This is a genomic window from Polaribacter sp. (genome assembly GCF_024639685.1).
Classification (GTDB): Bacteria; Bacteroidota; Bacteroidia; order Flavobacteriales; family Flavobacteriaceae; genus Polaribacter.
Genome location: NZ_JAHEHX010000001.1, coordinates 233480 through 252437, shown reverse-complemented (window position 1 = coordinate 252437; position 18958 = coordinate 233480). Strand labels below are relative to the sequence as shown.

Sequence of the window (18958 nt, the reverse complement as noted above, 5' to 3'; positions counted from 1 at the left end):
TAATGATTTAATATATTCTATTTACGAATACCAAAATTAAGTATCTTTGTTCTTGTTAATTTTACAATTAAAAAGAATGCAAACAGTAATTCTAGTTTTAGGGGCAAGTGGCCAAATTGGCAATGAATTAACGCAAAAATTGCGTAAAATTTATGGCAATACAAATGTTATTGCTTCAGATATAAGAAAAGGTAGTGATGAATTTGTAGCCTCTGGACCTTTTGAGATTATAGATGCTACAGATAAACAAGCTATTTTAGAAACCGTATCTAAATATAAAGTTACTCAAGTATATCTATTAGCTGCGATGCTCTCTGCAACTGCAGAAAAAATCCCCCAGAAAGCATGGAATTTAAACATGAATTCGCTCTTAGCTGTTTTAGATTTAGCCAAAGAAAAACATATTAAACAAGTCTATTGGCCAAGTTCAATTGCTGTCTTTGGGCCTTTAACACCAAAAGAAAACACCCCTCAGCAAACTGTTATGCAGCCTTCTACTGTTTATGGAATTAGTAAGGTTTCTGGCGAGTTTTGGTGTAATTATTATCACGAAAAATTTGGGGTAGATGTAAGGAGTTTACGTTATCCTGGTATTATTTCTTGGAAAACTAAACCTGGAGGAGGAACAACAGATTACGCTGTAGACATCTACTTTAAAGCATTAGAAAAGAAAAAATTTGAGTGCTTCTTGTCTGAAAATACACGTTTACCAATGATGTATATGAATGATGCTGTAGATGCAACCATACAGTTAATGCAGGCAAAACCAGAAGAGGTAAAAATTAGAACAGCCTATAACTTATCTGCTACAGACTTTACTCCTAAAGAAATTGCCGAGGAAATTAAAAAGCATATTCCTGAATTTGAAATTTCTTACAATCCAGATTTTAGACAAGCCATTGCAGACAGTTGGCCTTCATCTATAGATGATTCTGAAGCAAGAAAAGATTGGAAATGGACACATAATTTCAATTTAAAATCGATGACAGAAGACATTCTTAATAGCTTAAAAGAGCAAGAATAGTTTTTGTAAGTATTGCAAAAGTTTTCGTCTAAAAAACTGAATTTAGTACACATCGAAATGAAAGACATCATACAAGAAAGTTTAAAAAACACCTACACCTATTTAGAATATAAAAATGTGGTAAAACACCTTTTAGCTGAAGGCAAATCTACTGGCCCTAATCAATCTGAAGATTTAACAAACTATAGTCTATTAAACGATAGGAGAATGAAGCGTTTAGACAAAACCATTAAAATAAATGAAACTACGCAATTAGAAATTGCTAAAGTTACTGAACCACAAACCTGGCTTGTACTTACAGAAGGTTGGTGTGGAGATGCTGCCCAAAATTTACCTGTAATAAATAAAATGGCTAGTTTAAACTCGAATATTGAGTTAAAATTGGTTTTGCGTGATGAAAATTTAGCTTTAATGGACTTATTTCTAACCAATGCTGGTAAGTCTATTCCTAAATTAATCATCTTAGACAAAAACCTAAATGTGAAGAACACTTGGGGTCCAAGACCAAAAGTAGCTACTAAAATGGTTGCAGATTATAAAGCAAAAAATGGTGCTTTAGATGCGGCTTTTAAACAAGATTTACAAGTTTGGTATAATAAAGACAAAGGACAGAGTACTCAGAACGATTTTGTAGAAATGATTCAAAATCATTCTTAAAAGAGCTGTAGTTCTTATCAAAAAACTTTAAAAAACCGCAAACTGAAATTAATAAGTTTGCGGTTTTTCTTTGCTTATATTTGCACAAAAAAGAACCATGTTTGTTGATTACAGTGAAATTTCTGATGATGCTAAAGTTTGGATTTATCCTTCTAGCAGAAAGTTTTACAACACAGAAATTGAAGAACTTGAAAGTTGTATAAAATCGTTTGTGGGAAATTGGCAAAAAGATGATGAAAACTTTAAAGCATCTTACCAGTTTTTATACAATAGGTTTATAGTATTCGTTGTTGAATATTCAGAAAATGCTATTTCAAACGCTATTGTAGATGCATCTGTATCTTTTATTTTAGGACTACAAGAAACCTATAAAGTACAACTTTTAGATAAAATGAATGTATGTTTCAAGCAAGGTGAATTTGTACAATACAAGGAACTAAAAGACTTTAAAAAACTTCTTAAAAACAAAGCGCTAACAGGTAAATCTATCATTTTTGATAACCTTGTAAATAACAATCATGATTTCAAAAACTTCTGGGAAATGCCGATTGAAGACAGTTGGTACAACCGATTTTTATAATTTTTATGCTTAGTGTAAACCATATTTCTTTTCGCTATTCTAAATCAAAAATTGTTTTAGATGATTTTAACTTTACCTTAAATAAAGGAGAACATCTTTGTGTAATGGGTGAAAGTGGATGCGGAAAATCGACACTTTTAAAAGCTATTTATGGTTTATTAGATATAAATAAAGGGTCTATTTATTGGAAAAATGAGCAAGTTCTTGGTCCCAAATTTAATCTAGTACCTGGATTTGACACTTTTAAATACGTGGCTCAGGATTTTGATTTGATGCCTTATATTTCTGTTTCAGAAAACATAAAAAAATACCTATCCCGTTTTTATCCTAAAGAAAGTGAGCAAAGAACTCAAGAACTTTTAGAAGTTATAGAAATGCAAGCGTTCAAAAATACAAAAGTTAAAAACTTAAGTGGTGGGCAAAAACAAAGAGTGGCCATTGCAAGAGCTTTAGCTAAAGAACCTAAGCTTTTATTATTAGATGAACCATTTAGCCAAATAGATAACTTTAAGAAAAATACACTTCGTAGAAACCTATTTCAATATTTAAAAGAAAAAAATATAGCTTGTGTAGTGGCTACTCATGACAAAAATGATGCACTTTCTTTTGCTGATTATTTACTGGTCATTAAAGACAATAAAATACTCTTAAACGAAAAACCTGAAGATGCTTACGCAAACCCAAAAGAAAAATATGTGGCCTCTTTATTTGATGATGTAAACGAACTGATTATTGATCATAAGAAACAATTATTATATCCTCATCAAATAAAAATTGTTGAAAAATCTAAACTAAAAGCAACGGTTTTAAACAACGAGTTTAAAGGAAATTCTTGGCTTTTAGAAGTAAAACACAATACACAGAAACTATTTATAGAGCACACAAACAGTATAGAAAAAAAAACAAAAGTTTGTTTTGGTTTTACAAAAACGATTAAAAAAGATTAAAAAATTTATAAAACGTAAAATTATTCGATTTTAGTAATGTGAATGTTTTTGTTGTTAAACAAAATACTCTGTTTTTCTTGCTTTCCTAGTAAAATTCTTCCGATAGGTGATGAGACAGATACTGCAAAATACTCGTTATCCTCTATAAGTATTTTGCCTGCAGATATACTCAAAAAATAAGCGCCTATGTTTGTATAAATGATACTTCCTAAATGAGCAATCTTAGAAGTTTTACTTGTGTTTATTTTAGATAAAATTGTATTCATTTCAGAAATTCCCGCCAATTGCTGACTTGCTTTTTCCATTTCTAACTGTAACATGGCTCTACCTATTTCATGCTTGTCTCCTGCAGAACTTTTTGCTTCTGAAGCTAAAGCCTTTTGATGAGATGATATGGTTTGGTGTACAGTTTGCAACCGCTCATTTACAAACGATTTACAAGATTCTAAAAGTTGTTTTTTGAGCTCCATAATTAACTAAATATTACATAAGCACCATAATTTCCATGATGAGCCGTAGATATAAATACTAGTAATTTTTGATTTTCTTTAAACAGATAAGGAACACCAAATTCATCTTTTCTGATAAAAGTTTCTGTACAAAAATTATTCAGCAAATTTTGATTTGTAGTTATTGATTGTTTTGTGATATTATCTATATAGAAGGACTTTTGAACAATACCTTCCTTTACCACCCAAGAATGGATGTACTCTTTTGTCAATTGATATTGTATTTTAAATTTATGCCCTAAATACTCAACAACACCTTCATTTTTTGAGGTGATAAAACAGTTAAATTTTCTAGGCGCAAAAAAACGCTTTTTATCAGTTTGAATATAGCATTTATAAGCAGCTTCTTTCATGCTCCAAAAAAGCCATACCAATTCAAACGAATTTTGAGCTTTTTCAATGTCTCTGATTTCTGTTTCTGAAAACTGTTTTTCTAAAAAGCCTTTACGTTGCCAATTGCTTTGTGTTTTTGCAAGCTGTAAATCGACAACATCATTACCTATCATTTTGCAGTTAACTTTGCTTCAATAATTTCTATTGCAGCTTCTACAGAAAGCATTTTCTCCATAGAATCATTATCTATTTCGATGTCAAATTCATCTTCTACATCTAAAACTACATCTACTAAATTAGCAGAATTTATTTTTAAATCGTTGATAAAATCTGTGTTTTCAGATAAGTTGTTAAAAGCCTCTTCATCTTGAATGTAAGGCTTTACAATTTCTTTTAGTTTGGCAATAAGTACTTCTTTTTTCATGTTCTAAAATCAAGAATATTTTTTAAAGATAACACAAGCATTTACATCACCAAAACCAAAACTTGCTTTTGCTACAATATTGATTTCTTTATTTATGCTTTTAGTTGGTATTTTTTCTATTGCTATTAACTCAGAAATTTCAGGGTGCATGTCTTCGCAATTTATATTTGGAAACACAAACTGTTCTTTAATTTGCAAAACAGAAGCTACAGTTTCTATAGCACCTGAAGCTGCTAAACAATGCCCAATTTGCGATTTCAGAGAGTTTATGAATGGAAAATCATTTCCTTTTCTTTGCAAAGCTTTGGTCCAGTTTTCAATTTCTAAACTGTCTTTGCTAGTTGCTGTTAAGTGGCCATTTATGGCATCAATTTCAACAGCAGAAATATTAGAATCTAATAATGCATCAACAATACATTTTTGCACTGCTTCTGCATTTGGAGCTGTAAGAGTACCTCCATTTCTTTGACCTCCAGAGTTTATATTTCCTCCTAAAACCTCAGCATAAATAGAGGCATTTCTCTCTAAAGCACTTTCTAAAGATTCCAAAACTAGAGCTCCAGAACCACTTCCTGGCACAAAACCAGATGCTGTTTCACTCATGGGTCTTGAACCTTTTTCTGGAGAATCATTATGCTTATAAGTCATTACTTTCATAGCATCAAAACCACCCCAAGAATATAAAGAACTGTCACTAGAGCTACCTACTAACATTCGTTTTGCCTTTCCTGTTTTTATACGTTCAAAACCCATTAGCAATGCTTCTGTCCCTGTTGTACAAGCAGAAGAGTTTGTAGTGATCTGGTTGCCAAAACCTAAAATACCTCCTAAATACGCAGAAATTCCACTTGCCATTGTTTGTACAACAGAAGTGCTTCCTAAACGCCTTACTTTATTATCATCTATCTTATAAATAGATTCTCTAAACTTTTCGATTCCTGATGTACCCGTTCCAAAAATCACCCCTGAATTGTAATCTAAAACTGAGTTTTCATCAACCAAAAAACCTGCATCTTTCCAGGCATCAATAGCAGCCATACATCCATATAAAATAGAAGTGCTATTAAAACCTCTTAGGTGCAAAGCTGTTAAATATTGTTGTTTTTTAGCTTCAGAAACATCAGGTATACCTCCTATACAACAAGAAAAGCCTTTGTCTTTTAAGTGCTGATGAAATTGAATTCCAGATTTACCTTTTTGAATAGCATTTGTAAATTGGTCAAGACCAACTCCATTTGGAGCAACAACTCCTAAACCTGTAATTACAACTCTATTGTTCATTTTATTTTACGATTATCATTCCAGAAATGGTTCCTCTACAAACCAATTCGTTATTCACATTTAGCATTTTAACATTGCATTTTAGTTTATTGAATCTAAAATATTCTTTTTCTGAAATTACTGTAATTTTCTCATTAGGTAATACAGGTAAAAAGAAATCAACTTGATTAGAAGTTAGTGCAATTTTTGGTTTTCTGGTTGATGAAATTTTATCTTTCATTAAAAAAACACCTAAACAAACTACACCAATTTGAGCCATAGTTTCAGTTAGTATAACACCTGGAGTTACAGGGTTTTCTTTGAAATGACCTTCGTAAAAAAACTCATTTTCTTTAAATGTATAGGAACCAGAAATACCGTTTTCTGAGAGCTCTGTCAATTCATCAACAAACAAAAATGGTTTTTGATAAGGCAATAAATTTATGATTTCAGTTGTTTTCATCTTAATTCAAACTTTCTCCTCCATCAACTTTAAGAATTGTTCCATTAATCCAAGAAGCTTCCTTTTTACATAATAAATAGGCTGCATTTGCAACATTCTCAGGTGTTGTTAATTTTTGAAAAGGATTTCTTTTTAATGTGTGCTTTTTAATTGCATCACTATTTGGGATCATATTTAAAGAGGCTGTATCTGTTACACCTGCTTGTATACAATTTGCTCTAATTCCAAAGGCTGCAAACTCTAAAGCAATGTTTCTAGAAATAGCTTCTAAGGTTACTTTTGCTGCAGAAACTGCTGCATAATTTGGCCAAGGTTTTGTATTGCCTTCACTTGTAAAACTGATGATTCTTGCATCGTTGGAAAATAGGTTTTTATCAAAAATAGCTTTAAACCAATCATATAAACTAACAGCCATTGCATTTATGGTAATTTGAAAATCATCATTTTGAAGCGTTTGATTTTCTTCTGAAATCATTGGTTTTAAATTGCCTTTAGCAATGGAATGAATTAACGTTTTTATTTTACCTTTTTCTCCTAATTGTACTTTTAATTCTACCAAACAATTTTCTCTTTTGGCTATATTTAAAGCATCAATATTAAAGCTTAAGAACTCTATATTTTGATCTTGAATTTCTTTAAATTGTTCCTCTATTTCCTCTTTCTGTGCTCTTGAGTTTCTATGAACAATACAAATATTTAAACCGTGTTTTGCTAGCTTTTTTGCAGTAGCTAAACCCAATCCACTAGAACCTCCTAAAATGATTGCCCATTCGTTTTTATATTCAAATTCTTTATTCATTTCTTATATTTTATGAGATGCTGAAACAGGTTCAGCAAGACAAAACTTAATTCTGTCACCATTCTAATAATATTCTTTGTGCTGAAAAACCAGGACCAAAACTTAGCATAATTCCACGTTCGCCTTTTTTAGGATTTCTATCCATAAAACGTTCTAACACATACAAAACTGTTGCACTAGACATGTTTCCATACAAACGTAAAACCTCTTTTGTATCATTTATATTTTTACCTAAAACCCCAAATAACTCTTCTACAGTTTGTACAATTTTTTTTCCTCCTGGATGAAAAATTAGATGATTTACATCTTCAATACTTAAATTATTTTTTTCTAAAAATGGATGTATAATTTTTGGAAAATGATCTGCAATTTTTTGAGGAACTTCTTTGTCTAAAATCATTTGTAAACCTGAGTTTACCAAGTTAAAACCCATCATATGTGTAGCATCATAAAAATGATACATGGCTTCATCTACAATTTCTGGTCCTTCATCGTCTTGATAAGAAGACAAAATTACTGAAGATGCTCCATCACCAAAAATAGCAGCGCTTACAATGTTGGCCATTGAATAATCTTCTAACTGAAATGTAGCTGTAGGAGCTTCAACAGCAACTACTGCAGCTCTTTTATTTGGATTCGATTTTAGAAAATTCTTTGCATAAATAATACCAGAAACACCTGCTGCACAACCCATTTCTGTAACTGGTAAACGCACAATATCTTGTTTCATACCTAATGAATTGATCAGGTATGCATCTACAGAAGGAATCATGATACCTGTGCAACTTACAGTGATAATGTAATCTATATCAGTAGCTTTTAGGTTGGCTTTATCTAACGATTTTTGCAACGATTTTTCAGCCAATTGAGTAACTTCTCTTTTATAAATGTTATTTTTTTCCTCAAAAGAAGTTGCTGTAAACACCTCTTCAGGATCCATAATAGAATAACGCTTATCAACAGCTGCACCTTCAAAAAGTTTAATTACTTTTCGTTGAAAACGGGTGTCTTGATCTTGCATCCATAATTTTACAAAAGGAATAATATCTTTAGTTTCTCTATAATATTTTGGAAGTTGCTTTGCAACCGATGTTATTTTTACTGCCATTTATCTTTTTAAAGTCCATAAATAACGAAAAGCCCATTTCCAAGAAATAGTAGGTTTTACATTAATTTTATGCGACATTTTTAATAAATCTTTTCTTTTAAAACCTCTTAAGACCGAGGTTAAACCATCTTCAATTATCATTTTATTGCTAATGAAAATTGATAACAACATAAATAAATAATAAGCCAATTTATGCCTGTGTAAATCATTTACAACTACACCAACTTTAGTTTGTTTTACTGTACTATCTAGAAATGAAGTTAATTCTTTTTCTTTAAAATGATGTAAAAACAGTGTTGCTAAAACAACATCAAAAGATCTTGCTTTAAAGGCTTCAGAAAAAATATCTTGTGTTTCAAAACTCAACTCAGGATATTCTACTGATAATTCATTGGCATAATCAATTGCAGTTGGGTTTGCATCAACACCAATTAACCTAAATTTATAGTGATGTTTTCTACCAAATTTTGCAACATCTCTTAAAATATCTCCATGACCACAACCAATATCTACAATGGTTATTTCTTGTTCTTTTGGGTGATTTTCTAAAATAGTTTTTAAACCATTAATGGTTACTTTATTACCTCCTAGCCATCTATTTATATTTTCTAATTTATCCAATGTATCAAGCAATAAATCACCTCCAATAGAAAAATCATCCATCAATTCTTCTTTGTCTGTTCTTTGTTTTGTGCTGATAAAAAAGTCCATTATATTTTTATTGGTTTTCCATGGGTTTGTTTAATAATGATGGGTAATAAAAACGGAATTCTTCTTACAATTTGTAATAAAAAATTAGCCATTTTATCATTTCTAAACAACATTGCAATAAAATGACCTGCTTTTAAACGCCATTTAAATTGTTTGTTCCACTTTGAAATATACTTGTTTTCTAACTCATTTCTCGATAAAATTTCGCCATCTAAATAGTTTAGAATGAGTTTAGATGCAATTTGCGCAGATTGAATGGCCATACTCATTCCATTTCCACACAAAGGATGAATCATTCCTGCAGAATCACCACACATCATTAGGTGATTTTTGATTGGGTTTTTAGTTTCAAAAGAAATTTGACTAATAGATAAAGGTTCATCAAAGAGAGGCTCTGAACTTTTAAAAATATCTTTTAAATATTTATTTTTAAAAACCTCATTTTCTTGAAAATCGGTAATATTCTTGTACTTTTTAAAGGACGAGAAATTGGTTATGTAACACAAATTTATAGCATCGTTTTCTACTTTAGAAACACCACAATAACCTCCTTTAAAATTATGAAGAGCCACTAAGTCTGCCTTGAATTCTCCTTTTACGTGAATTTTAACTCCTAAATAAGGTGATTTTTTTTTGATAAAATCTCTTTCTAATTTTACATCTAACAAAGATCGTTTCCCAAAAGAACCAATTGCAATTTCTGATCTAAATTTTTGATTATTCTTAGTTGTAATTGTAAATATTTCGTTTTCAAAGCTAGTTTCTAAAACTGTGTCTTGTAAAATTGTGACTCCATTTTCTTCTGCTTTTTCAGCTAAAATATAATCTAAATGAAAACGCGAAATTCCAAAACCTCCTAAAGGTAATTTTGCGTCAATTAATTTATTATTGGTTGTTGAGAGTTGGAATTTATCAATTTTAACTGCGCCAAAATCAAAAGGATTTATCTCTAAAAAAGACAAATAAGGCAACACTTCATTAGATATATATTCGCCACAAACTTTGTGTTTTGGGTAGGTGTTTTTCTCTATTAGCAAAACATTTTTACCAAACTTAGAAAGGTGAATAGCATTACATAAGCCCGCTAAACCACCACCAATTATAATAACATCAAAGTTTGTTGTTCTATCCATTAATTTAACAATTCTGCTAATTCTTTACCAACCAAACTACCTATAGCAACACCCATTCCTCCTAAACGAATTCCGCAAAAAACGTTATTAGAAACTTGTTTTACAATGGCTTTCTTTTGATCTCCTACACCCATAATTCCACTCCATCTATGTTCAATTTCAAAAATAGTATTTGGTAAAATGGTTTCTTTTAAAATTTTCTCAAGCTTATTTTGAATGATTTCTGTTTGACCAAATTCTATAGTTTCCTCTGTTGCAAAATCGAGATTTCTACCTCCACCAAAAAGAACTCTATCGTCAATATTTCTAAAATAATAGTATCCTTTGTCTAAATGATATGTTCCTTTTACTTTTAAGTTTTTAATGGGTTTAGTGATGAGTACTTGAGCTCTTGCTGGTATTATATTTTCTTTTAATAATTTATTAGAAAAACCATTAGTTGCAATCAATAATTTTTTTGTGTAAAAATCTAATCTGTTGGTTTTTACCTTAATTTTCTGTGAATTTTCTTGATAACTTTCAAACTCAATGTTATTTAAAATTTTAACACCTAATTTTTGAGCTTTTAAAAGTAATTGCGTCATCATTTTACCAGTATCTAATTGCCCTTCAAAATTATTTACAATATACTTTGAATGAATTTTTTGAAAACCAAAAACATTATCAGAAGTAGAAAATACATCTGCCTTAAATATTGGATTTAGTAATTGATTTATATTCTCTTTTTTAGAGATACAATCATCAAAAAAATCTTGAGAATCACATAATTCAAAACCTTTGTTCTGCTGAAATTCAATTCCTTTATCACCCAAATTTTCTCTCAAATATTGTAGTCCTTTCCATCTTTTATCAACTAGATTGTAAACTTCTTGCTCTGTATGAGAATTTAAATCATCTATCAATTCAGACAAACTACCAAAACAAGCAAAACCTGCATTTTTTGTGCTAGCACCTTGGGGCAACATGCCTTTCTCTACAATTAGAGTTTTTGCTTTTGGGTGGTTTTCCTTTAATGCAATTGCACAGTTTAAACCTACAATTCCACTACCTACAATTGTAAAATCTACATTAGAAAACCATTCTTTTAACTCCCAATAACTGTAATTCATTTACACTCCTTTTTTAAAACAGATGCTGTTTTTCATACCTTCATATTGGCCATAATTTGGTACTATTGAATAGTTGCATTTATGATAAAATTTTACAGCCTCAACCTGTCTTTTTCCAGTTTCTAAAATACAACTTTTATATCCCAATTCTTTGGCCCATTGCTCTAAGTCTAATAAAATTTGTTGTGCAAAACCTTTACCTCTTGCTATAGGTGATACAAACATTCGTTTTACTTCAACAGAATCTTCGTCAAAATGTTTAATAGCTCCACAACCAACAAGTGTATTTTCATGATACCCAATAACCACATGCTTAATTACATCAATATTATTAAATTGATTGTAAAAATCGTGTTCATCTTCATCAGTAATTTTAAGATAGGCATCTAAATCCCTTACCAAATTGATAAAATCTTTATTTTCGGAAGTGGTTCTAATTAATTTAATCATTAAAATCAAATTGTAATTGTACCCAAACAGGTTCTTGAATGTTATTGTTTAAATTACTGAAAGACAACCCTAAAAGACGAACTGAATTCTCTAATTTATCTTGATATAAAAGCTCTTTAACTATTGGAAAAAACTCTTTCTTTTTGCTTAAAAACTGACCTATTGTTTTACTTCTTGTTTGCTGAGTAAAATCTGAATATTTAATTTTTAAAGTTATAGTTTTACCTTTTGAGTTGCTTTTTTCCATACGTTTTTCAATTTCATCAGCAATATCATTTAGTTTATCTAACATGTAAATTTCTGAAGAAATATTTTCTCTAAACGTTCTTTCTGCTCCTACAGATTTACGAATTCTATTAGGTTTCACTTCACTTTTATGAATACCTCTTACAATATTATAATAGTGTAAACCAGACTTACCAAAAAGTATCGATAATTCTTCTAACGTTTTCTTTTTTAAATCATTGCCCACAAAAATACCCAAGTTATACATTTTTGCTGCAGTTACCTTACCCACTCCATAAAATTTATTGACAGGTAACTCTTCTAAAAACTGAATGACTTCTTCTGGGTGTATGGTTTTTTGACCATTAGGTTTATTAATATCTGAAGCAACTTTTGCAATAAATTTATTGATAGAAATACCTGCTGATGCTCTTAAACCTGTTTTATCAAATATTTTTTGACGAATTTCTCTTGCAATTTCATTAGCAGATGGGTTACCTTTTTTATTCTCTGTAACATCTAAATATGCCTCATCTAAAGATAAAGGTTCAACCAAATCTGTGTACTCAAAAAAAATTTCTCTTATCTGTGCAGAGAGCTCTTTGTAACGTGCAAAATCTGATTTTACAAAAATGATATGAGGACATTTTTGTTTGGCTAACACATTACTCATTGCAGATTTTACTCCGAATTTTCTTGCTTCATAACTAGCTGCAGAAACAACACCTCTATCACCTCCACCACCAACTGCAATGGCTTTTCCTCTCAATTCTGGATTGTCTAATTCTGCTACAGAAGCATAATAAGCATCCATATCTACATGAATTATTTTACGAAAAGGAGGTTGCAATTCCATACCTCTAATTTACGAAGTATCGTGCAAATTTTACACCTAAGAAAAAACATTTTCTATGTTAAAAAATCAATACACAATTGTGTTATTTGGCTCAGTTCCTCTGAAAGCACTTTTTTTCGCCAAGGATGTGAAACATTAAAAACATGGTCTGCATTTTTAATAATTTCTAAAGTGCTATTTGGTTGCCAATTATGAATTTGATGGGCTTCTTTTATTGGTATAGAGGTATCATGATCTCCATGAATAATAAGTAAAGGAATTTGTAAATTTTTAACTGCGTTTTGAATATTTAAGTGAGATTCATTCGCTTTAAAATTTTTATAAAACTGATAAAAGTGTGGCATTTGCTGCTTTGTTCTAACATTTACAACATACTTAACTCCTGTTTTTTTCCAATTTTCTAAATCGCCAATAGTTGAACTTCTAGAACCAAAATCTGAAACTGCAGCAAGTGTAATTACTTGTTTTACTCTTTCATCTTCATTGGCTTTAAGCAACACAACTCCTCCTCCTCTACTATGACCAATAATTGAAATATCATTTAAATTTACATCATTTTTATAAGTTGAATTTGTAGAAATCCAGTCGATGATACTTTCTAAATCATCTAGTTCTTTGGTATAATTATTATTACCAAAAGCTTCTAAATCTGGAAAATCGATAGGGTTTTCTGGGGTACCTCCATTATGAGAAAAGTTAAACTTAATAAAAAAGAAATCAGCATTAGCAAAGGTTTCTGCCATTAAATTCCAAGCACCCCAATCTTTATAACCTTTATAACCATGACAAAATATAATTATTTTTTTAGGCTGACGTGTTTCTTTGTAAAAAACATCGGTTACAATTGGTTTAGAATGTTGCCCTTTTACGAGAAGGTTCTTAAGAATACGCATAAGATCTAATTCTAACTATTAGCAATACAAAGAAACAAAAAACGCATCAATTACTTGATGCGTTTCATAATTTTAGTGATTCTAAAAAGAATTAGATAACGCCCTGTGCTAACATTGCATCTGCTACTTTTACAAAACCTGCAATATTTGCACCTTTAATGTAATCTATAGAACCATCTTCTTGCTCTCCATATTGAACACAAGAATCATGAATATCTTCCATAATATCTTTTAATCTGCTATCTACCTCTTCTCTAGACCAAGAAATTCTTAGTGAGTTTTGAGACATTTCTAAACCAGAAGTTGCAACACCACCAGCATTAGAAGCTTTACCTGGCGCAAATAATATTTTTGCATTGGTAAATTCATGAATTGCTTCTGGTGTAGAAGGCATATTTGCTCCTTCAGAAACACACATACATCCGTTTTCGATTAATGTTTTTGCTTCTTGCCCATTTAACTCATTCTGAGTTGCACAAGGTAAAGCAATATCACATTTTACAGACCAAGGTCTACCACCTTCTACATATTTTGCGCCTGAATATTTATTTAAATACTCACTAATTCTACCACGTTTTTTGTTTTTAATATACATAACGTGTTCTAGCTTTTCTGTATCTATACCATCTTCATCTAAAATATATCCTCCAGAATCTGATAATGTTAAAATTGTAGCACCTAATTCAATCGCTTTTTCTGCTGCATATTGAGCAACGTTTCCTGAACCAGAAATCACCACTTTTTTACCATCAAAAGAGTCTCCTTTAAGCTTTAACATGTTATCTGCAAAGTATACAGTTCCATATCCTGTTGCCTCTGGTCTAATTAAAGAACCACCCCAAGATTGACCTTTACCTGTTAAAACACCAGTAAATTCGTTATTTAGTTTTTTATACATACCAAACATAAAACCAATTTCTCTAGCTCCTACACCAATATCTCCTGCAGGTACATCTGTATTTGGACCAATATGTCTGAACAATTCACTCATAAAAGCATGGCAAAAACGCATGATTTCATTGTCTGATTTTCCTTTAGGATCAAAATCAGAACCTCCTTTTCCTCCGCCCATAGGCAAAGTGGTTAACGAGTTTTTGAATACTTGTTCAAAAGCCAAAAACTTTAAAATACTTGCATTTACTGTTGGGTGAAAACGTAAACCTCCTTTGTAAGGACCAATTGCAGAATTCATTTGAATTCTGTACCCTCTGTTTACTTGTATTTCTCCATCATCATCTACCCAAGAAACTCTAAAAGACAATAATCTTTCTGGCTCTACCATTCTTAGTAAAATATTTTTACCATGATAAATATCATGATTTACAATATATGGTATTACAGTTTCTGCTACTTCTTGAACAGCTTGTAAGAATTCTGGCTCATGGTTGTTTCTTGATTTAACCATATCCATAAACTCATTTATTTTTAACTCTATATTATTAGACATAATTATTTATGAATTTTATAAAAATTTAACGCTACAAAGATAGTTAATTTCTTAATTCTCAAATGCAAAAAAAAATATTAACTATTTGTTAATGTATTGATTTCAATCGATTTCGTTGGCTATTGTTCTTTTCTGAACTTTTATAATATTAAACTCTTTAAAAAAGTTTAAATTTGTGCTATCAATTTTTGATAAAAATGTTAGATAAAGTAAAGGAATTAATTAGTGAGGTGCAATCTTTTAAAGCAACTACCAAAGACGAAGTTGAGTCATTTAGAATTAAATATTTAGGAAGTAAAGGGTTATTAAAAGACCTTTTTTCTGAATTTAAAAACGTAGATGCTGATTTACGTAAAGATTGTGGTCAAGCATTAAACAACTTAAAGAAATCTGCAGAAAATAAAGTTACAGAATTAAATGAAGCTTTAGAAAGTGCTGTTGAAGAAAAAGGAGTTTATGGGGATTTAACAAGACCTTCTGAACCTATTGAGTTGGGTTCACGTCATCCAATATCATTGGTAAGAAATCAAATTATTGAGATTTTTAACAGAATTGGTTTTACAGTTTCTGAAGGTCCAGAAATTGAAGATGATTGGCATAACTTTACAGCCTTAAATTTACCTGAATATCATCCTGCAAGAGACATGCAAGACACGTTCTTCATCGAACAAAATCCTGATATTTTATTACGTACACACACTTCTTCTGTACAAGTGCGTTATATGGAAGAAAATAAACCACCAATTAGAACAATTTCTCCTGGTCGTGTTTTTAGAAACGAGGATATTTCTGCTAGAGCACACTGTATTTTTCATCAAGTGGAAGGTTTATATATAGATACTGATGTTTCTTTTGCCGATTTAAAACAAACACTTTTATACTTTACAAAAGAGATGTTTGGGAAGTCTAAAATTAGATTAAGACCTTCTTACTTCCCGTTTACTGAGCCAAGTGCAGAAGTAGATATATATTGGGGTTTAGAAACAGAAACAGATTATAGAATTACAAAAGGTACTGGTTGGTTAGAAATTATGGGATGTGGAATGGTTGACCCAAATGTTTTGAAAAATGCAAACATAGACCCTACAAAATATTCTGGTTATGCTTTTGGTATGGGTATAGAACGTATTGCAATGTTGTTATATCAAATACCAGATATTAGAATGTTTTATGAAAATGACAAGCGTTTCTTAGAGCAATTTAAAAGTGTAATTTAAGCTGAATTTAGTTCAGCTTCTTTCAATAATTCTTCTGTTTTTTTAACAGATACTGAAACAAGTTCAGCATATATGAAAAAAGACATCCAAATACCAGAAGTTACAGGTGTAGAAATGGCTGTTATTTATGAATACAATGATATTTATAAAACTGTTGATTGGAATGTATATCTAATCAATAATAAAGTTGTTGATTTAGAAATGTTGGTTATTGTTTCTCAAGGTTTTTCTGATACTAAAACTACTTCTTTATTACGTAAAAAATTAGAAAAACTCCCTGCAAATTCTTTTGCTAAAATTGAGTTGATTCAGCCAGAGTTATTCAAGATAAACAACCGTTTTCAAGTTACTTTCTTTGAAGGTAACTCCTTGTACGAAAAAACGTTTTTATTCAAAGCAAACACTATTAAAGAAGGTGCTTTAAAAATGATTGATGAAATAAAAAAACACGGGGTTTTAGCTAATTAATTATCCAAAAAACCCAATAATCAAATATAGTATTACTGTTATTAAACCTCCAAATAAAGCATAAGGCAGTTGTGTTTTTACGTGGTCTATATGATCACTAGCAGAAGCCATAGAAGATATAATTGAAGTATCAGAAATTGGTGAGCAATGATCTCCAAAAATTCCTCCTCCTAAAGTTGCAGCCACAACAATAGTAATATCTGCTCCATGAATATTAGCCATAGGTAGAGAAATTGCCAACATTATTGCAAAGGTTCCCCAAGAAGTTCCTGTAGAAAATGCAATAAAAGAACTTACAATAAAAACAACTGCTGGCAACAATTCTGGAGACAGCCAACTTTCTGTAATATTAGCCACATAATTTCCTGTGTCTAATACTTTACATGCGTCTCCAATTGCAAAAGCTAAAAGCATTAGTAAAGCCAAAGGTATTAATTCGCTAATCCCTTTTAAAGTTAAGTTTACAGCTTCTTTTGGTTTTAAGATTCCCTGAATAAAATACATGGTAATCGCAACTAAAATTGCAGAAATTACTGCATACAAAACAGATGAAGATCCAGAGCCTTCTCCTATTGCTTGCGAAGCATGATTCAAAAATGATGTTGCTTCTTCTACTGCATCCCAACCTGTATAAATTAGGTTGATTGGCATCATACAAACCATTACCAAAAGTGGCACAATCATGTTGTATGCTTTTGCTTCTATTCCTTCTTTTGGCGGGAAAGAAGTTACCTCATCAGAAACCACAGGTTTAGAGCCTTCATTCATTAACAAACCCGTTTCTTTAGTTCTTTTTTCTGCCTTTTTCATCAAAACAAAATCTTTTTTTGATAAAATGATAAAAAACAAAATTCCGATTGCTAATAAAGGATAAAAATTATATTTAATAGAGGCTATCATCACAGAGAAAGGTTTATCAATTCCTTGTGTTAGCAATAAACCCATAATAAAAGCACCCCATGCATTAAAAGGAATTAATATTGATGATGGTGCAGAACTAGAATCTGCAATGTAGGCTAGTTTTTCTCTGGGTATTTTTAGTTTATCAAATATTGGTCTGTATAAAGTACCTACTGTTAAAGACGATATACTAGTTTCTACAAAAAGTAACAAACCTGTAAGCGTTGCTAAAATTTGAACCATTATTCTAGCATAACCAGATTTCTTATTTTCTAGTTTTACCAACCTACTATTAATGATATTTATAAAACCTTCAACTCCTCTAGAATATTGAATAAAAACCAATAAAGAACCTACTAAAGCACTAAAAATTATGGTTCTTGTATTTCCTTTCGATTGAAAAACATTAACCATTCCCTCAATCATTGCTAAAGTTCCTTCTAAAGGATTCCAGCCTTTTACAATTAACCAAGAAAACCAAATTCCAAAAAGCAAAGCAATATAAACTTGCTTGGTTTTTAACGCTAAAATAATTGCAACAATTGGTGGTATCACAGACAAGAAACCATACTCCATAGTAAAGAATTTATTTTGCTAAAGGTACTAAATTAATAAATTTAGATATCGTAATTTAGAGTTTTAAAACTCTTATATATTATGGCTAAGTTTTACACTAAAATTACTTCTAAACTAGTTCGATTTATTGAGGCTCAAAAAATATTTTTTGTTACGACTTCCCCAAATAAAGGAAGAATTAATTTGTCTCCAAAAGGCATGGATTCTTTTAGGGTGATAAACGAAAATAAAGTAGCATGGCTAAATGTAACTGGTAGTGGTAACGAAACAGCTGCACATCTCATAGAAAACAAACGCATAACTCTAATGTTTTGTGCATTTGAAGGTGCTCCAAACATTTTAAGATTGTACGGAAAAGGAAAAGAGATTAAGGAAGGTGATGCCTCTTGGATCGATTTGATAAAGCTATTTCCTGCAACCCCAGGAACTCGACAAATTTTTGATATTACAATTGAGTCTGCACAAACATCTTGTGGAATGTCAATTCCGTATTTTGACTACAAAGGCGAAAGAGAAGATTTAAATAATTGGGCCAGTAAGAAGGGTAAGGAGGGTATAAAACAATATTGGAGCGATAAAAACCAAAACAGCATAGATGGTTTGCCAACAAAAATATTAGACTAAAAAATGAACATCATTTGTATCGTTAAATATGATTAAAAAAATTATTACACTTACACTTTTTTGGTGTTCATTAAATTTGTTTGCCAAGCAAACAATAAACTATACTAAAACTAGCCAGAAATTACTTCAAAACCTAATAGAAAATAAACCTTTTAGAGCAGAAGTTAAAACACTTGCAAAAGGCAGTTTAAAAGATCTTATTTTAGAACTAAATACAGACGAAAAAAAATAGCTTTTTGGATTAA

23 protein-coding genes are annotated in these 18958 nt (G+C 30.7%); 8 read left to right on the top strand and 15 right to left on the bottom strand.

The features are described from left to right. Window positions 1-76: 76 nt before the first annotated feature. The 4 genes from Q0L44_RS01260 to Q0L44_RS01245 all read left to right on the top strand — a co-directional run bounded on the left by Q0L44_RS01260 (window position 77) and on the right by Q0L44_RS01245 (window position 3208). A complete protein-coding gene (locus tag Q0L44_RS01260) occupies window positions 77-1024 on the top strand; it encodes an NAD-dependent epimerase/dehydratase family protein (RefSeq protein WP_296634151.1) in 948 nt (315 codons plus the stop codon). A gap of 57 nt (window positions 1025-1081) precedes the next feature. After that, entirely contained in the window at window positions 1082-1681 is a 600-nt protein-coding gene (locus Q0L44_RS01255; protein ID WP_296634149.1) for a thioredoxin family protein, read from the top strand. Window positions 1682-1778: 97 nt separating this feature from the next. Next, the gene (locus tag Q0L44_RS01250) at window positions 1779-2261 is read left to right on the top strand and encodes an ABC transporter ATPase (RefSeq protein ID WP_296634146.1); all 483 of its coding nucleotides are present in this window, start codon (window positions 1779-1781) and stop codon (window positions 2259-2261) included. Between the two features lie 5 nt (window positions 2262-2266). Continuing rightward, window positions 2267-3208 carry an ABC transporter ATP-binding protein gene (locus Q0L44_RS01245; RefSeq protein ID WP_296634144.1) on the top strand — a complete coding sequence of 314 codons (942 nt, stop codon included), beginning with the start codon at window positions 2267-2269 and terminating at the stop codon, window positions 3206-3208. A gap of 20 nt (window positions 3209-3228) precedes the next feature. Here the strand turns inward: Q0L44_RS01245 and Q0L44_RS01240 are convergent, their stop codons facing one another. The 14 genes from Q0L44_RS01240 to gdhA all read right to left on the bottom strand — a co-directional run bounded on the left by Q0L44_RS01240 (window position 3229) and on the right by gdhA (window position 14916). Beyond that, entirely contained in the window at window positions 3229-3678 is a 450-nt protein-coding gene (locus Q0L44_RS01240; RefSeq protein ID WP_296634141.1) for a 3-oxoacyl-ACP synthase, read from the bottom strand. A 2-nt stretch (window positions 3679-3680) separates the two neighbouring features. Next, window positions 3681-4223 carry a 4'-phosphopantetheinyl transferase superfamily protein gene (locus Q0L44_RS01235; RefSeq protein ID WP_296634139.1) on the bottom strand — a complete coding sequence of 181 codons (543 nt, stop codon included), beginning with the start codon at window positions 4221-4223 and terminating at the stop codon, window positions 3681-3683. After that, complete coding sequence (locus Q0L44_RS01230) at window positions 4220-4474, bottom strand: phosphopantetheine-binding protein (protein WP_296634137.1); 255 nt, start codon at window positions 4472-4474, stop codon at window positions 4220-4222. Before Q0L44_RS01230 ends, Q0L44_RS01235 begins: the two co-directional genes overlap by 4 nt. A gap of 9 nt (window positions 4475-4483) precedes the next feature. Then, window positions 4484-5755 carry a beta-ketoacyl-[acyl-carrier-protein] synthase family protein gene (locus tag Q0L44_RS01225; protein WP_296634134.1) on the bottom strand — a complete coding sequence of 424 codons (1272 nt, stop codon included), beginning with the start codon at window positions 5753-5755 and terminating at the stop codon, window positions 4484-4486. A gap of 1 nt (window position 5756) precedes the next feature. Next, window positions 5757-6197, bottom strand: coding sequence for a hydroxymyristoyl-ACP dehydratase (locus tag Q0L44_RS01220; protein ID WP_296634133.1), 441 nt, complete (start codon window positions 6195-6197; stop codon window positions 5757-5759). Window position 6198: 1 nt separating this feature from the next. After that, window positions 6199-6996 carry an SDR family oxidoreductase gene (locus Q0L44_RS01215; RefSeq protein WP_296634130.1) on the bottom strand — a complete coding sequence of 266 codons (798 nt, stop codon included), beginning with the start codon at window positions 6994-6996 and terminating at the stop codon, window positions 6199-6201. A 55-nt stretch (window positions 6997-7051) separates the two neighbouring features. Beyond that, on the bottom strand, window positions 7052-8104 hold the full coding sequence (locus Q0L44_RS01210; protein WP_296634128.1) for a type III polyketide synthase: 1053 nt from the start codon (window positions 8102-8104) through the stop codon (window positions 7052-7054). Next, window positions 8105-8815 (bottom strand): methyltransferase domain-containing protein, encoded by a 711-nt coding sequence (locus Q0L44_RS01205; RefSeq protein ID WP_296634126.1) that lies wholly within the window; start codon window positions 8813-8815, stop codon window positions 8105-8107. Beyond that, entirely contained in the window at window positions 8815-9948 is a 1134-nt protein-coding gene (locus Q0L44_RS01200) for an NAD(P)/FAD-dependent oxidoreductase (RefSeq protein WP_296634124.1), read from the bottom strand. The genes Q0L44_RS01205 and Q0L44_RS01200 overlap by 1 nt, the downstream gene beginning before the upstream one ends. Further along, window positions 9948-11057 carry an FAD-dependent oxidoreductase gene (locus Q0L44_RS01195; protein WP_296634121.1) on the bottom strand — a complete coding sequence of 370 codons (1110 nt, stop codon included), beginning with the start codon at window positions 11055-11057 and terminating at the stop codon, window positions 9948-9950. The genes Q0L44_RS01200 and Q0L44_RS01195 overlap by 1 nt, the downstream gene beginning before the upstream one ends. Beyond that, a complete protein-coding gene (locus Q0L44_RS01190) occupies window positions 11058-11507 on the bottom strand; it encodes a GNAT family N-acetyltransferase (RefSeq protein WP_296634119.1) in 450 nt (149 codons plus the stop codon). Then, window positions 11500-12588 carry a DNA polymerase IV gene (gene dinB / locus Q0L44_RS01185; protein ID WP_296634116.1) on the bottom strand — a complete coding sequence of 363 codons (1089 nt, stop codon included), beginning with the start codon at window positions 12586-12588 and terminating at the stop codon, window positions 11500-11502. The genes Q0L44_RS01190 and dinB overlap by 8 nt, the downstream gene beginning before the upstream one ends. Before the next feature lie 53 nt (window positions 12589-12641). Further along, on the bottom strand, window positions 12642-13481 hold the full coding sequence (locus tag Q0L44_RS01180; RefSeq protein ID WP_296634113.1) for an alpha/beta hydrolase: 840 nt from the start codon (window positions 13479-13481) through the stop codon (window positions 12642-12644). Between the two features lie 91 nt (window positions 13482-13572). Further along, window positions 13573-14916, bottom strand: a complete 1344-nt coding sequence (gdhA, locus tag Q0L44_RS01175; protein ID WP_296634204.1) for an NADP-specific glutamate dehydrogenase — start codon at window positions 14914-14916, stop codon at window positions 13573-13575. Window positions 14917-15125: 209 nt separating this feature from the next. Here gdhA and pheS point away from each other — a divergent pair, with 209 nt between their 5' ends. Both pheS and Q0L44_RS01165 read left to right on the top strand, forming a co-directional pair. Then, window positions 15126-16145, top strand: coding sequence for a phenylalanine--tRNA ligase subunit alpha (pheS, locus tag Q0L44_RS01170; RefSeq protein ID WP_296634110.1), 1020 nt, complete (start codon window positions 15126-15128; stop codon window positions 16143-16145). Between the two features lie 72 nt (window positions 16146-16217). Continuing rightward, window positions 16218-16613 carry a hypothetical protein gene (locus Q0L44_RS01165; RefSeq protein ID WP_296634108.1) on the top strand — a complete coding sequence of 132 codons (396 nt, stop codon included), beginning with the start codon at window positions 16218-16220 and terminating at the stop codon, window positions 16611-16613. On the opposite strand, the gene Q0L44_RS01160 is transcribed toward Q0L44_RS01165, so the two are convergent. Then, the gene (locus Q0L44_RS01160) at window positions 16614-18089 is read right to left on the bottom strand and encodes a Na+/H+ antiporter NhaC family protein (protein WP_296634106.1); all 1476 of its coding nucleotides are present in this window, start codon (window positions 18087-18089) and stop codon (window positions 16614-16616) included. Between the two features lie 81 nt (window positions 18090-18170). On the opposite strand from Q0L44_RS01160, the gene Q0L44_RS01155 reads away from it, so the two are divergent. After that, on the top strand, window positions 18171-18713 hold the full coding sequence (locus Q0L44_RS01155) for a pyridoxamine 5'-phosphate oxidase family protein (RefSeq protein WP_296634103.1): 543 nt from the start codon (window positions 18171-18173) through the stop codon (window positions 18711-18713). Between the two features lie 28 nt (window positions 18714-18741). Continuing rightward, a complete protein-coding gene (locus Q0L44_RS01150) occupies window positions 18742-18945 on the top strand; it encodes a hypothetical protein (protein WP_296634101.1) in 204 nt (67 codons plus the stop codon). Window positions 18946-18958 lie beyond the last annotated feature (13 nt).